Source organism: Nonomuraea sp. NPDC049269 (assembly GCF_043197155.1).
In the GTDB taxonomy this organism is placed as follows: Bacteria; Actinomycetota; Actinomycetes; order Streptosporangiales; family Streptosporangiaceae; genus Nonomuraea.
This window is the reverse complement of the sequence record NZ_JBICSO010000002.1, coordinates 741,726-754,818: the sequence shown is the minus strand read 5'-3', so window position 1 is coordinate 754,818 and position 13,093 is coordinate 741,726. Positions and strand designations below refer to the sequence as shown.

Genomic DNA, 13,093 nt, shown 5'->3' with positions numbered 1-13,093 from the left:
GAGCAAATGAGAGTCGAGCAAGGGGCACTCGCGGGGACGCTGCTGTTCATTCCGAGCCCGCACAGCGACGAGCGCGGCCTGTTCACCAGGACGTTCGACGCCGGGATCGCGGCCGAGCACGGCCTGGACGGCGCGGCGTTCGTCCAGGACAGCCAGTCCCGCACGGTCAAGGGCGCGATCAGGGCCATGCACGGCCGCACCGGCCGGGGCGAGGCCAAGCTGGTCCGGTGCGCCCGCGGCGCGGTGTTCGACGTGCTCGTGGACGCCAGGCCCGGGTCGGCCACCTTCGGCGAGCGGATGTCGGTGGTCCTCGACGATGAGACCTTCACCCACCTGTACGTCCCGCCCGGCCTGCTCCACGGTTACCAGGCGCTGAGCGACGCCGACGTCTGCTACCGGATCGACCGGCCGCACGACCCGGCCGAGGACATCTCCGTGCGCTACGACGACCCCGACCTGGCGATCGACTGGCCGCTCCCGGTCTCGGCGATCAGCGCGCGGGATCTGGCGGCCGGCTCGTGGAAAGAGGCACGGCGGCGCCTGGAAGGCTGACCTCGCGGCGCGCGGCCCGCATCAGCGCCCCGGCCATACCGATGAGCAGGAACGACAGCGCGGTGGCCGTGCTGAAGGAGTTCAGGTCGAACGTGGCCGAGCCCACCATCGGCACGATCAGGCAGGCGGCCAGCGTCAGCCCGAGGTCGCGGGTCTGGTCGTCCACGCTCAGCCGCCTGGCACGCAGGGCCGACCACATCCCGACGACGAAGAGGCCGACGAACGCCAGCACGCCGATCGCGCCGCCCTGCACGGCCGTCAGCAGGTACTGGTTGTCGAAGACGGGATGGTGCGGCGGGAACCAGGTGCCGTTGCCCCTGCCCAGCAGCGGATGCTGGGAGAACTCCGCGATCGCCGTGGTGTAGTCGTTGGTCCGCCAGCGCAGGCTCTCGTCGTTGTCGAGGTTGGTGAACAGCCCGGCGATCGCGCCGATCAGGCCGGGGACGAGCAGCTTCATGACGACCAGGAACCCGGCGAGCGCGGCGGCCGCCCTGATACGCCGGGCGTTGGGCCAGCCGAGGAACAGCACCGCCCCGGAGGCGGCCAGGCCCAGGACCGTCGAGCGCGAGGCGGAGAAGGCCATCCCGCAGGCGATCAGCGTCACCAGGAGCCACCAGCGCCGCTGCGGCTCGCCGCGTTCGCGCGCGCCGAAGGCGTAGTGGAGGGCGACCGGCAGCACCATCGCGGACACGACGCCGAACTCGATGGGGTGCCCCGCCGTCGAGGCCACCCGGTTGAGCCCGTTGCGCTCCAGGATCGTCACTTCCACCGCCCGTACGCGGCTGCCCGGGATCTGCATGTACTGGGTCAGGTCGAACGACAGCACGAACTGGACCGCGCCGATCACCCCCATGATGGCCCCGGCCACCACCAGCGTCTTCAGCACCAGGTCGATCCGCTCGCGGCTGGGCACCCCGTCCACGCCGATCAGCGAGATGCCCACCATCGCGACCGCGATGACGAGCACGTGATCGGACAGGTCCAGCTCGTACGAGGGCAGGAACCCGGCCGTCGAATAGGCGTAGGTCGCCACGAAGGCGAGCGCGTAGAAGTAGATCGCGTACCGCACCGCCGCCGGCCCCTTGGCCGCGCCGAGCGTGCTGGTGAGGTGCGCGCAGAACCACCACACGGCGGCGAACAGCCCGATGGCCTCCGCGTAGGTGAGATCGAACGGCAGGCCGCCGATCACCTGGCGGGCGGGCACCAGCATGAGGACCACGGTGAAGATCGCGCACAGGGTGGCGGCGTCGGCCCGGTGGGGCACCGGCCGGACGATGGACCGCTCTATGGCCACGTTCAACGCTGCAACACCGCTTCCTCGGTCCGAGCCCCGGTCTCGGGCGCCGATTCCGGCTCGCCCTCCTCCCGCCTGCGCCGCAACCCGGCCATGACGCTCTCGGTGCAGAAGGAGGCGCCCAGCGCGGCGGCCACGCCCAGCGCGAACACGGCCGCGGCGCTGCGGATCTTCCCGCCGCGCTGCGGCTGCGGCTCGGTCGGGGCGACCATCTCGTTCAGGTTGATGTACGTCTCCGGCGGGGCTTTCAGCGCCTCCTGGCGCCGTTTCAGCTCGACCTTGGCCCGCTCGGCGACCCTGACCACGATCGCCCGCGCGTCCTGGGGCGCCCGGCTCGTCCCCTCGATGACCACGAAGGGCGCGCTGATGAGCAGCTCGGGATTGGGGTGGCCGTTGTTGACCTTGTACGTGGTGTCGCCGTCCGTCCGGACGCCCATCTGGCCGGCCACCTCTGCGGTGTTGAGGATCTGCACCAGGATGGAGGCCGACATGTTCAGCCCGCCGTCGAAGTTCAGCAGCGGGTTGATCAGCGGGTTGGGATTCTTGGGGTTCGGCGGCCGGTACGACCCGTTCGGCGGCACCGTGAGCACCATGAGCGTGGTCGAGGTGTACTGGACGGGGATCTGCGTGTAGACGCCGTAGGCGGCGGTCAACGTCAGCAGGAACGCGGGAGCCGCGACATACCAGCGACGCAGGAGGACGGCGATCGCTCTCCAGAAGTCCAACACAGCCCCCCAGGCTTCTCACACCCGTACGACAAGCCATCGCCGACGCTGCGACCAGCGTTACTTATCGCATGTAACGTGCCAAAGCCTCCTCCCGATAGAGGGTGACGTGACCAAGCCCCTGAACTCGCTGGCCGTCGTCACTCCCAGCTACGGGCCCGACGCGGATCAGTTCGCCGAGCTGCACCGCTCCGTGCTGGAGTACACGCCGGAGGACACCGTCCACCACGTCTTCGTGCCGCGCGCCGACAGGCACCTGTTCGCCGCGCACGAAGGGCCCCGTTGCCGGGTCAGGACCGTGGGCGAGCTGCTGCCGAAGCGCTACGTCAAGGTGCCTCGGCAGGGCATATGGGTCAACGTCCTGCGGCCCTGGCCGCCCGTACGCGGCTGGGTGATGCAGCAGATCGTCAAGCTCGCGGCCACGGCGGCGATGGACGCGGACGTGGTCCTGGTGGCCGACTCCGACGTGGTGCTCGTCCGGCCGACGACGGCCCAGCGCGCCCTGGTCGGCGGCCGGCCGCTGCTGCACCGGCTGGAGGACGGGGTGCACCCGCTCATGACGCGGCACGTGCTGTGGCACCGGGTCGCCCGCGAGCTGCTCAGGTTGCCGCCCCCGCCCGAGCCGCCGCTGCCCGACTACATGAGCCCGCTCACCTTCTGGGACCCCGCCATCGTGCGGGGGCTCCAGCGGCGGCTCACCGAGAACATGGGGCGGCACTGGGCCGACGTCTTCGGGTCCCGGCTGCACGTGTCGGAGTTCATGCTCTACGGACTCTTCGTGGACGAGGTGCTCAGCTCGCCGGGCGGGCGTCCGCCGTCGGACACCTCCCTGTGCCACAAGTCCTCCGACGAGTCGCCGATGGACCTGCCGACCGCCCTGGCCTTCGCCGACCGCCTCGGGCCCGGGGCGATCGGCATGATGGTCTCCGCCAAGTCGGGGACCCCGCGAGAGGTACGGCAGGCGGCCATCAGGCGCTGTGCCGAGGTCGCCAACCGGGTCTCCTAACCCGCGTGGTTGTCCCGGTCGGACTTGCGCGGGTCGGTGACGGCGTTCAGCAGCTCGCTCGTGATCCGGGCGAACTCCTCCGTCGGCGGATCGTCGTTCTCACGGTCCGCGAACGGGCCGTCGCCGGACCCCCTAGACGGGCCGTCGCCGGCCGACTGGCTGAACGGGCCGCTGTCCGATCGGCCGGACGGGCCGTCGTCCGATCCGCCGGGTGCGGGCGTGGCCGTACCGCCCGCCGACGCGGTTGAGGGTGATCGGCCGTTGAGCGCGAGCCCCTTCACAGCGTCCGGCGCGGCGACAGGGACGGCAGCGGCGACGTCCGCCGCGCTCGCGGCCGGTCCCACCGGAGCGGGCCGGCCGCGAAGGCGGCGGACCGACATCAGGTAGGCGCCGCCGAACCCGAGCAGCAGGGCCACGACCAGCACCTCCACGGCCAGCTGGAGCTTGCCGGTGCCGTCGTACTCGACCGGGATCAGCGCCACGTTGTTGACCGCGATGAACGTGCTCTTCGGCGCGCCGAGCGAGCTCTGGTAGCTGGTCAGCTCCTCACGCAGACGCCGCTCCGCCCGCTCCAGGATGGCCTTGGCGGTCGCCGCCGTCGGGTCCTCGACCGCGATGTGGATGAACGGCCCCTGCGTCACGACGCCGAGCAGGTCGGCGTTCGAGCGGCCGTCGTCGATGACGATCTCGGTGCTGCCGTTCTCCGCGATCCCGAGCTTGCGCAGCTCGTCCTTGCTGTTGAGGGCCAGGATGAGGATGCCCGCGACCGTCCGCAGCCCGTCGTTGTACTGCAGCAGCGGGTTGGTCAGGCCGACCGGCTTCGCCGGGTCCATCGACAGGGTGCCACCCGACGGCGGCGCGGTCAGGATGAGCGACGACTCCGTTTTATAACGCGGCGAACCCAGGAAGAACGCCACTGTCGCGAAGACCAGGGCGAGGGCGATGATGGGAGGTCCTACGCGCTTGTTCCGGATAAGGCCGAACAGATCGTTCCAAAAAGCCATATTTACCCGCCCAAGCCCCCGCTGTATGAGCCATGCCTGGCCAAAAAAAATGGTACAGATTGCTTATCGTGACCGCTCGGTGCGATGTTACGAATCGCTGCTCTTGGTTGCTGTTCGCCCTACTTCGCGAGACCATCGCCCCGACCGTACCTCAGCCTCCGCAGAAAGGCTGGCCGGATGACGTCCAGATCACCGTCCGTACGCTCCTCCGCCCCACTCGTCGGCCGCGCCGCACCGCCCATCGGGGTCGGCATGCCCGTCTACAACGGCGAGCCGTACCTGGAGGGCGCCCTGCGATCGGTGCTCTCCCAGAAGGGCGTCGACTTCGAGCTGGTGATCGCCGACAACTGCTCGACGGACGGCACCGAGGAGCTCTGCCGCGAGCTGGCCAGGACCGATCCCCGCGTCCGCTACCTGCGGCGCGAGCGCAACGTCGGCATCACGGCCAACCACAACAAGGTCGTCCACGAGACGCGTGGCGAGTTCTTCTCCTACGCCACGTCCGACGACGAGTACCGCGAGGACCGTCTGGCGCTGCTTTCAGCGGCGCTGCGCCGCCATCCGACGGCCGCCGCCGCCATCTCGGGCGTCGAGGAGATCGACGAGACGGGGCAGACCATCGGCACCTGGCGCGACACCGCCCCCACCGACCAGCCCGACCCGGTGGCGCGCCTGCGCCACCGGCTGGACAACTACGACGAGACCATGCACTTCTACGGGCTCATGCGCAGGGAGACGCTGCTGCGCGCCCGGCCCCTGGAGCCCATCCTGCCCGCCGACCGGGTGATGATCTCGGGCCTGGCGCTGCTCGGGCCCCTGGTCGTGGTGGACGAGCTGCTGCTGCGGCACCGCAACCACTCGGGCAGCAACAGCCAGGTCAACCACGCGCGCGCCTTCCGCGCCCGCGAGAAGCCCGGAGACCAGCGCTTCTTCCTCCCGAACGTGGAGGAGGGCCGCGCGCTGCTCCGGGTCATCAGGAACGCTCCACTCAGCCGCGGCCAGCGGCTGCGCGCCTACGCCGCGCTGCGCCCCTGGCTGCGCCGCAACGCCGTGCCCATGGCCCGCAACGTCGCCCACTCCGGCATCGACGTGGCGCGCGGCTGGCGGGGCCGGCTCAGCTCATCACCACCTCGCGAATCTTCCTGATCCGGTCCCGCGAGAGTCCGGTCACCACGTACACGATCACTCCGGCTCCGCCCGCGGCGCAGAGCCGGACGAAGTCGATGGCCCCCTCGGTCCACCTGGACACCAGCCAAGCTGCGAGGCCTGCCAGCAGGCCGCCGAGGAGCAGCCGGAGTATCCCGGGCAGGATCGGCCCGAGCACGACCCCCGAGCGGCGCAGCTGCAGCGCCGTCACGGGAAGGGCGATCAGGAGCGCGACGGCCGCGTGCGCGATCGCCACGCCCCGGATGCCGTCCAGCCGCGCGCCCGCGTAGAGCGCGGGCAGCAGCACCACGGCCCAGCTCAGGTTCATCCACACGACGAGCCTGGTCGCGCCGAGCGAGGTCAGGATGTCGAAGGCCAGCGCGGTGAGCATCCGCACCACCATCAGCGCCATGAGGAAGGACAGCGCCTGGGCGGCGGGCAGCCACCTCTCGCCGTACAGGAAGGGCACGACCAGGGGCGCCAGCACGCCGAAGAGCACCGCGACGGGCAGCACCAGCGTGAGCAGCATCGGCACGATCTGCTGGACGCGCGCGGAGAACGCCTCGGGGCGCTCCTCGGCGACCCGCGAGAAGCCGGGCAGCGTGACATGGCGCAGGGCCTCGCCGACCAGTCCGGGCACCCAGCTCGACACGTTCAGCGCGATCATGTAAAAGCCGAGCGTGGCGGCGCCCAGCAGCCGGCCGATGATGATCGCGTCGGCGTTGAGCACCAGCGCCTCGATGGCCAGGCTGACCGCCAGGGGCACGCCGAAGCCGAGCAGCTTGCGGGCGATGGCCCGGTCGAAGCCCAGCCGCAGGGGCATCTTGGCCCAGTAGAACACCAGGACGCCGCTCACCAGGGAGTTGGCCACCGCGCCGATGACGAAGCTGTAGACGCCCGCGCCCGTGGCCGCCAGCGTGATCGCCACCGGCACCTGGACGGCGATGCCCGCCATGTTCGCCTTGGCGATCTTGTCCTGCTGGAAACCACGGAGCATGACCGCGCTGCGTACGTTGACGAACCCGTCGATCACGATGATCACGGTGAGCAGCCGCACCACGGGCGTGGCGGAGACGTTGCCCGCCAGGCCGGTGAAGTAGGGCGCCGCCATCCAGAACACGGCGTAGATGGCCACGCTGAGGGTGATGACCACGGTGGTCGCGGTGACCACCATGTCCTCCAGCTTGCCGCGCCACTGCACGACGGCCGCGACGATGCCGGCGTCGTTGACGTAGAAGAGGAACTGGTTGGCGGCCAGCGCGACCGCGTACAACCCGAAGTCGGCCGGGGCGAGGAGGCGGGCGAGGACGAGGCTCAGGGTGAAGGTGGCCAGTTTCGACCCGCCCCTGGCCAGCAGCCCCCACCGCAGTCCCCTGCTCGCCGACCCGGCCCGGTGATCGCTGGTGACGGGTTCGCTCGCCGTGGGCTCACTCACCGTCCGCGACCCGTTCCAGCCAGATCTCCCGCCAGAACGGGAAGAACTCCCGCGGGCAGTTCAGCGAGTGGACGCCCTCGCACACCACGTTCTCGAGCACGATGCAGGGCGTCTTCATCTCCAGCATCCGCCCGCTGGGCTCGTCGATACAGCGGTCCACCCGGGCGCGCACCCGCGCGGTCCGGCCGCAGTGGCGGGCCAGTTCGGCGTCGAAGTTCATGCCGCGGTTGGACAGGTCCTCGTTGACGGTGTCCAGGATCTCCTGCCGGGACCGCACGCGGACCAGCTCCCCCGGCTGGAGGTTCAGCGTCTGGACCGGCGTACGGCCCCTGACGTTGCCCTTCATCTGGCCCCACGGCCGGCCGCCCTTGATCCGCAACAGGCGGGGCAGCTTCCTTCTGGTCAGGTGCTGGAACCGGTTGTACAGCCCGATCCCGGTGGCCTGCAGTGTTCTGAGCACACCGACGTTGCGCGTTCGCACGTCCGCCACGAACTGCCCCAGATCGGCCATCGGCAGCGGCACGGGAGCCGCTCTCAGCAGCTCGGTCGCCTGGCAGGAGTAGCGTTCCGCGCCGTCCTCGCCCGGCGGTTTGCGGCTGTTGATCTCCAGCAGCGGCAGCAGCCGGGAGTCCGGCACGGCGTGCGAGGGCAGCTCGTCCGCCGCGACCCGCTTGATCCACGCCTGTTTCCAGTACATGGAGCAGGCCGTCTGGCAGCCGCCGTGCGCCGAGCCGTCGCACCGCGCGCCGAGCAGGTGCACGGCGCTGTCCATCCGCCGCAGGCCCGTCTTCGTCAGCGTGTCGCAGAGCTTGTGCGCGACCTTGTGCACCGTGAGGCGCTGGCCGCAGAACTTCAGCATCTCCGGCATGAACGGCAGGCCGTCCAGCTCGCCGCGCTCGTCCAGCGTGGCCAGGATCTCGGCCTCGCTGCGGATCTCCACCAGGTCTCCGACCCGCAAGCTCATGGTTTCCATTCCCTCACCAATCCCGCGTCTTCCAGGCTGTGCGCGGCCTCGGCCACCGCCGGGAACGGAAGGCCGGCCCGTTCCGCGACGTCCAGCAGCGTGTGCGTGCCGTCCGAGAGGTTCAGCACCCAGAGCATGGCCATCTGCGCCTGCTTGGTGTCGCTCCTGCCGCCCAGCGCCCCGTACAGGCCGCGCCGGCCGAGCTGCGGCTCGCCGTAGGGGCTGAGGTTGACCAGGCGCCGGTCGTCCTCCAGCACCCGAGTCACCTCCCAGCAGGTCTCCAGGGTGTCCTCCAGCGACTCGGGCAGCACGAAAGCCGGGTTGTCGCCCGACGTGTGGTACTCCGGGTAGCCCGCGTACGTCGATCTGGTCAGGCAGCCGACGGGCAGGTCGAAGCCGGGCGAGCAGTACTGCCGCTCGTCGTAGCCGTACGGGGAGAAGTCGAGCGTGCGGTGCGGGCGCCCGGAGGTGCGCAGCACGTGTCCCACCGCCCGGTCGATCTCCGTGTCGCCGCGCCTGCTCCGCTTGTACGTGAGCGCGCCGCCGTCCCCCGCGCACGCGAGCACCAGCCCGTGCCTGACCCGCTCGACCGCGTCCCTGTTGCGGGCCAGCCAGGTGATCGACCCGATCGTGCCGGGCGCGAACAGGAAGCGGTAGGTGTAGCGCGGCGACGTGTCCGCCAGCCGCCGGGCGAGCTGGGTGGCCACCGCGATGCCCGCCAGGTTGTCGTTGGCCAGCGACGGGTGGCAGGTGTGGCAGGAGATCAGCACCTCCTCGCTCGTCCGGCCGGGCACGACGTGCTCGGCGTACGTGAGGTGGCCGTCCTCCAGCGTCGAGTCCACCACCACCTCGTACTCGCCGTCCCGCAGGCTCTCCAGCGTCTCGTGGCGCAGGCAGAACCCCCAGTCCTCGGCGTAATAGCTGGTCCGGTACGGGATGAGCCCCGGCTGGTCGGGCAGCGTGTGCAGGTGGTCGCGGAGCTCCGCCAGCGGCATCCGGGCCGCCACCGGCACGCTGTAGCCGACCACGTGCAGGTTGGACTCGGCGAAGTCGACGACCTTGGCGCCCGTGGGGTCCTTGACGTAGGCGTCGCGGATGTTCCACTCCTTGGGCACGTTCCAGTCGAGCACCTGCGTGCCGGTGGGCACCTCGTGCACGTCCAGCGGGACGAGCTCGCCGATGATCTCCAACGTCCGCCGGACGCCGTCTCCCGTGATGCTCCGGCACAGCGGGTAGAGCCGCTCGACGAGCTCGTGCATCTCCTTTCCTAGGCCGGTCACGACGGCATCAGCCGATCGTCGACGGTGCCCGCGGCCCGCCGGTCCGACAGGCGGGCCAGGCGGGTGAAGCGGCGCTCGAAGCCCTCCCTGGTCAGCCCGTGGCGGCGATAGGCGTCGATGAGTTCGAGCGCGCCTTCCTTCACCGAGCGGCGCGCCTCATAACCGGGGAGCGCGGCGCGGATCCGTGAGAAGTCGACCCGGTAGGAGCGCGGATCGGCCCCCGTCTCCCCCGTGATGGCCAGCGTGGCGCCGGGCACCGCCTCCACCACGGTCGCCGCGATCCCGGCCACGGTGACGTTGTTCTGCTCGGTGCCCACGTTGAACGCCTCGCCGTGCACGGCCTCGCGCGGCGCGCTCAGCACGGCGGCGAACGCCTCCGCGATGTCCAGCGCGTGCACCAGGGGCCGCCACGGCGTGCCGTCGGACAGCACGCGTACCTCGCCGGACAGGTGCGCGTGCCCCACCAGGTTGTTGAGCACGATGTCCGCGCGCAGCCGGGGCGAGAAGCCGAAGGCCGTGGCGTTGCGCAGGAAGACCGGCGAGAAGGCGGCGTCGGCCAGCTTCAGCACCTCGTCCTCCACCCGCACCTTGGACTCGGCGTAGGGGGTCACGGGACGCAGGGGCGCCTCCTCCGTGACCAGGTCATCCCCGCCCGCGGCTCCGTAGACCGAGCAGGTGGAGGCGTACAGGAAGCGCCGCACGCCCGCGTCGCGGGCCAGCCGGGCCAGTCGTACGGACGCGTGGTAGTTGATGTCGTAGGTCAGGTCGGGCGCCAGCGAGCCGAGCGGGTCGTTGGAGAGGGCGGCCAGGTGTACGACCGCGTCGAACCCCGCCAGCGCCTCGGCCGGGACCTCGCGCAGGTCCACGGCGAGCCCCTCCGGGTCGTCCGGCGGGGGCCCCAGGACGCAGTCGGCGAACAGCCCCGAGTCGAGGCCGATCACCTCGTGCCCCGCCCCGGCCAGTACGGGGGACATGACGGTGCCCAGGTAGCCCTGGTGTCCGGTCAGCAGTACACGCATATCCGGCTAGCCTCCTGCGAGGTCGAGAGTCAGTTTGCGGGTGTGGAAGGCTTCGGCGTACCTGTCGCCGCACTCGATGCCGCGGATGCGGGCGAGCCCGAGGAAGGCTTCGTCGTCGAACCAGGAACGCCGGCGTTGCGAGGGGTAGTGGCGCTTCAGCAGGGCGACCTTCTCCGCCGCCACCTCCGGCCGCAGCGGCTGGTAGGCAGATGGGCGGCCGAGGTCGCCGTCCCACTTGACGATCTCGTAGCCGAGCGTCAGGTGGTCGCGGAAGGCCGTGGGCACGAGTTCGGCCAGGCCCCGGTGGTCCTGGTGGGCGTCTCCCGGGTGCGGGCCGAGGATCAGGTCGGGGTCGGTCCTGGCCCGGAGCAGTTCCAGCGCCTCCTTGGCCTGCTCCCAGTTCGCGGGCAGCCGGCCGTCGGGCAGCTTGAGCACGGTCAGCCGCAGGTCGGCGCCGGGGCAGAAGGCGGTGAGCGCCGCGTGCTCCTCGTCCTCCCGCTCAGTGCCCCCGCCGGACAGGACCAGCGCGTCGATCTGTAGTCCGGGACGGCCCGCGCAGAGGGTGAGCAGCGTGCCGCCCGCCCCGATGGCGATGTCGTCGCAGTGCGCGCCCAGCGCGACGATCCGGTCCATCCGGGCGGCCGTCAGCCGGATCATGCCTCCCACAGCGCCCAGGGCCGGTCGCCGCGCGAGTACGCCTCGTCCAGCTCGATCCGCTGGTTGACGGTGTCGGTCGGCCGCCAGTAACCGCGGTGCCGGTACGTCAGAAGCCGGCCGCGCTTGGTCAGCTCCATGCACCCATCCCCCACCAGATCCCCATTTTCAGGAATGTGATCGAAAATTTCCTGACGGAGCACGAAATATCCGCCGTTGACCCACATGGGGAGCTCCGTGACCGGCGCGATGTTCCTCGCCAGCCCGTCGTCGTCGACGTCGACGCAGTGGAAGGTGCCGGGCGGCGGCACGACCATCATGGACGCGCCCACGTCGGCGGCGGTGAAGCGATCGATGATCTCCGGCAGCGGCGCGTCGGTGAGCACGTCGGCGTAGTTGGCCAGGAACATCTCATCGCCCTCCAGATGATCGCGGACCCGGCGTAACCGCTCGCCGATCGGCGACTGGATCCCGGTCTGCACGAAGGAGATCGACCAGTCGGAGATGTCCTGCGCCAGCAGCTCCACCTGGCTGCCGTGCAGCCGGAAGTCATTGGAGACGGTCTCCCGGTAGTCGAGGAAGAACTCCGTGATGTGCTGCGCGCCGTACCCCAGGCACAGGATGAACTCGGTGTGCCCGAAGTGCGCGTAGTAGCGCATCACATGCCAGAGAAGCGGCCGGGGGCCGACGAGCTGCATGGGCTTGGGGACCTCGCCCGGAGCGCCGGTACGCATCCTCGTGCCGTACCCGCCGCAGAAGAGCACGACCTTCATGGCACGATCTCCAGACTCGGGATGGGAAAGACCAGCTGACCGCCCCACGCGCGGACGTAGGAGAGCTGTTCGGTGAGCTCCTCTCGCAGGTTCCACGGGAGCACCAGCACGTAGTCCGGCCGGTCCTCGGCGAGTCGCTCGGGCGGCAGGATGGGGATGCGGGTGCCCGGCGTGAACCTGCCGTGCTTGTACGGATTGCGGTCCACCGTGTACGCCAGCAGGTCCTCGCGGATGCCGCAGTGGTTGAGCAGCGTGTTGCCCTTCCCCGGAGCGCCGTAGCCGGCCACGGTCTTGCCCGCCTCGGCCGCGTCGATGAGGAAGCGGAGCAGGTCACGGCGGACCTTGGCCACCCGCGCCGCGAACTCCGCATAGCCGGCCAGCTCGTCGAGACCGGCCCCCTTCTCCCTGGCCAGCACGTCGGCCACCCGATCGGTGGGCTCGCCGCCCGCCTCCTCGGGCCGGGCCCAGAGCCGGATCGAGCCGCCGTGCGTCGGCAGCAGCTCCACGTCGACCAGCGCCAGGCCGCCCGTGGCCAGCGCCCGCCGCGCGGAGGCGACCGTGTAGTACTGGAAGTGCTCGTGGTAGATCGTGTCGTACTGGTTCAGCTCCACGAGCGTGAGCAGGTGCTGCACCTCGATGGAGACCCACCCGTCGTCGGCGACGAGCGCCCGCAGGCCCTTGGTGAAGCCGACGACGTCGGGGATGTGCGCGTACACGTTGTTGGCCACGACCAGGTCGGCGGGACCGTGCTCGGCACGGACCGCCGCGCCGGTCTCCGGGTCGAGGAACGCGGTACGGGTGGCGATGCCCTTGTCCCTGGCCGCCTGGCCCACGTTGGCCGACGGCTCGATGCCCAGGCAGCGCACGCCCCGGCCGGCCACGTGCTGCAGCAGGTAGCCGTCGTTGCTGGCGACCTCGACCACGAAGCCGGGCGCGAACCGGTCCACGGCCGCGTCCACGAACTCCCGGGCGTGCTCCACCCAGGAGGTGGAGAAGGAGGAGAAGTACGCGTACTCCGTGAACGTCTCCTCCGGCTGGATCAGCGGCGGGATCTGGGCGAGCCAGCAGTTCGTGCAGACCCGCAGGTGCAGCGGGTAGGTGAGTTCGGGCTCGTCGAGCCGCTCCCGGGTGAGGAACAGCTCGCAGGGCGGCGTGGCGCCGAGGTCGACCACGCTCGCCAGTTCGGCCGAGCCGCAGAGCCGGCAACGGGTCACCGGCCTCTACCTCTTCCGCGCTCTTTC

General features: G+C 70.6%; 13 protein-coding genes. 3 read left to right on the top strand and 10 right to left on the bottom strand.

The features are described 5' to 3' along the window. Positions 1–6: 6 nt before the first annotated feature. Complete coding sequence (locus ACGFNP_RS13325) at positions 7–552, top strand: dTDP-4-dehydrorhamnose 3,5-epimerase (protein ID WP_358339696.1); 546 nt, start codon at positions 7–9, stop codon at positions 550–552. Here the strand turns inward: ACGFNP_RS13325 and ACGFNP_RS13320 are convergent. After that, the gene (locus ACGFNP_RS13320; protein WP_358339774.1) at positions 491–1,846 is read right to left on the bottom strand and encodes an O-antigen ligase family protein; all 1,356 of its coding nucleotides are present in this window, start codon (positions 1,844–1,846) and stop codon (positions 491–493) included. The genes ACGFNP_RS13325 and ACGFNP_RS13320 overlap by 62 nt on opposite strands. Before the next feature lie 2 nt (positions 1,847–1,848). Then, positions 1,849–2,571, bottom strand: coding sequence for a hypothetical protein (locus tag ACGFNP_RS13315; RefSeq protein WP_358339694.1), 723 nt, complete (start codon positions 2,569–2,571; stop codon positions 1,849–1,851). Between the two features lie 109 nt (positions 2,572–2,680). Here ACGFNP_RS13315 and ACGFNP_RS13310 point away from each other — a divergent pair, with 109 nt between their 5' ends. After that, positions 2,681–3,577: a DUF6492 family protein gene (locus ACGFNP_RS13310; protein WP_358339693.1), complete on the top strand. Its 897-nt coding sequence runs from the start codon at positions 2,681–2,683 to the stop codon at positions 3,575–3,577. Here ACGFNP_RS13310 and ACGFNP_RS13305 read toward each other — a convergent pair. Further along, complete coding sequence (locus tag ACGFNP_RS13305) at positions 3,574–4,581, bottom strand: hypothetical protein (RefSeq protein ID WP_358339691.1); 1,008 nt, start codon at positions 4,579–4,581, stop codon at positions 3,574–3,576. The genes ACGFNP_RS13310 and ACGFNP_RS13305 overlap by 4 nt on opposite strands. A gap of 177 nt (positions 4,582–4,758) precedes the next feature. Here ACGFNP_RS13305 and ACGFNP_RS13300 point away from each other — a divergent pair, with 177 nt between their 5' ends. After that, positions 4,759–5,727: a glycosyltransferase gene (locus ACGFNP_RS13300; protein WP_358339689.1), complete on the top strand. Its 969-nt coding sequence runs from the start codon at positions 4,759–4,761 to the stop codon at positions 5,725–5,727. Here ACGFNP_RS13300 and ACGFNP_RS13295 read toward each other — a convergent pair. The 7 genes from ACGFNP_RS13295 to ACGFNP_RS13265 are packed head-to-tail and all read right to left on the bottom strand — an operon-like array spanning position 5,696 to position 13,066. Beyond that, positions 5,696–7,162, bottom strand: coding sequence for an oligosaccharide flippase family protein (locus ACGFNP_RS13295; protein WP_358339687.1), 1,467 nt, complete (start codon positions 7,160–7,162; stop codon positions 5,696–5,698). The two genes, ACGFNP_RS13300 and ACGFNP_RS13295, sit on opposite strands and share 32 nt — an antisense overlap. Then, a complete protein-coding gene (locus ACGFNP_RS13290) occupies positions 7,155–8,126 on the bottom strand; it encodes a hypothetical protein (protein ID WP_358339686.1) in 972 nt (323 codons plus the stop codon). The genes ACGFNP_RS13295 and ACGFNP_RS13290 overlap by 8 nt, the downstream gene beginning before the upstream one ends. Further along, a complete protein-coding gene (locus ACGFNP_RS13285; protein ID WP_393318008.1) occupies positions 8,123–9,385 on the bottom strand; it encodes a DUF4910 domain-containing protein in 1,263 nt (420 codons plus the stop codon). Before ACGFNP_RS13285 ends, ACGFNP_RS13290 begins: the two co-directional genes overlap by 4 nt. 17 nt (positions 9,386–9,402) lie before the next feature. Beyond that, positions 9,403–10,425: an SDR family oxidoreductase gene (locus ACGFNP_RS13280; RefSeq protein WP_358339682.1), complete on the bottom strand. Its 1,023-nt coding sequence runs from the start codon at positions 10,423–10,425 to the stop codon at positions 9,403–9,405. A gap of 6 nt (positions 10,426–10,431) precedes the next feature. Beyond that, on the bottom strand, positions 10,432–11,082 hold the full coding sequence (locus ACGFNP_RS13275) for a PIG-L deacetylase family protein (RefSeq protein WP_393318003.1): 651 nt from the start codon (positions 11,080–11,082) through the stop codon (positions 10,432–10,434). Further along, positions 11,079–11,852 carry a glucose-1-phosphate cytidylyltransferase gene (locus ACGFNP_RS13270; protein ID WP_358339678.1) on the bottom strand — a complete coding sequence of 258 codons (774 nt, stop codon included), beginning with the start codon at positions 11,850–11,852 and terminating at the stop codon, positions 11,079–11,081. Before ACGFNP_RS13270 ends, ACGFNP_RS13275 begins: the two co-directional genes overlap by 4 nt. Then, positions 11,849–13,066 carry a class I SAM-dependent methyltransferase gene (locus ACGFNP_RS13265; protein ID WP_393317999.1) on the bottom strand — a complete coding sequence of 406 codons (1,218 nt, stop codon included), beginning with the start codon at positions 13,064–13,066 and terminating at the stop codon, positions 11,849–11,851. The genes ACGFNP_RS13270 and ACGFNP_RS13265 overlap by 4 nt, the downstream gene beginning before the upstream one ends. Positions 13,067–13,093 lie beyond the last annotated feature (27 nt).

Bases quoted from the DNA above. Each gene is read 5' to 3' on its own strand.
- ACGFNP_RS13325 (WP_358339696.1), top strand. From the start codon at position 7: ATGAGAGTCGAGCAAGGGGCACTCGCGGGGACGCTGCTGTTCATTCCG.
- ACGFNP_RS13305 (WP_358339691.1), bottom strand. From the start codon at position 4,581: ATGGCTTTTTGGAACGATCTGTTCGGCCTTATCCGGAACAAGCGCGTA.
- ACGFNP_RS13300 (WP_358339689.1), top strand. From the start codon at position 4,759: ATGACGTCCAGATCACCGTCCGTACGCTCCTCCGCCCCACTCGTCGGC.
- ACGFNP_RS13290 (WP_358339686.1), bottom strand. From the start codon at position 8,126: ATGAGCTTGCGGGTCGGAGACCTGGTGGAGATCCGCAGCGAGGCCGAG.
- ACGFNP_RS13285 (WP_393318008.1), bottom strand. From the start codon at position 9,385: ATGCACGAGCTCGTCGAGCGGCTCTACCCGCTGTGCCGGAGCATCACG.
- ACGFNP_RS13280 (WP_358339682.1), bottom strand. From the start codon at position 10,425: ATGCGTGTACTGCTGACCGGACACCAGGGCTACCTGGGCACCGTCATG.
- ACGFNP_RS13275 (WP_393318003.1), bottom strand. From the start codon at position 11,082: ATGATCCGGCTGACGGCCGCCCGGATGGACCGGATCGTCGCGCTGGGC.
- ACGFNP_RS13270 (WP_358339678.1), bottom strand. From the start codon at position 11,852: ATGAAGGTCGTGCTCTTCTGCGGCGGGTACGGCACGAGGATGCGTACC.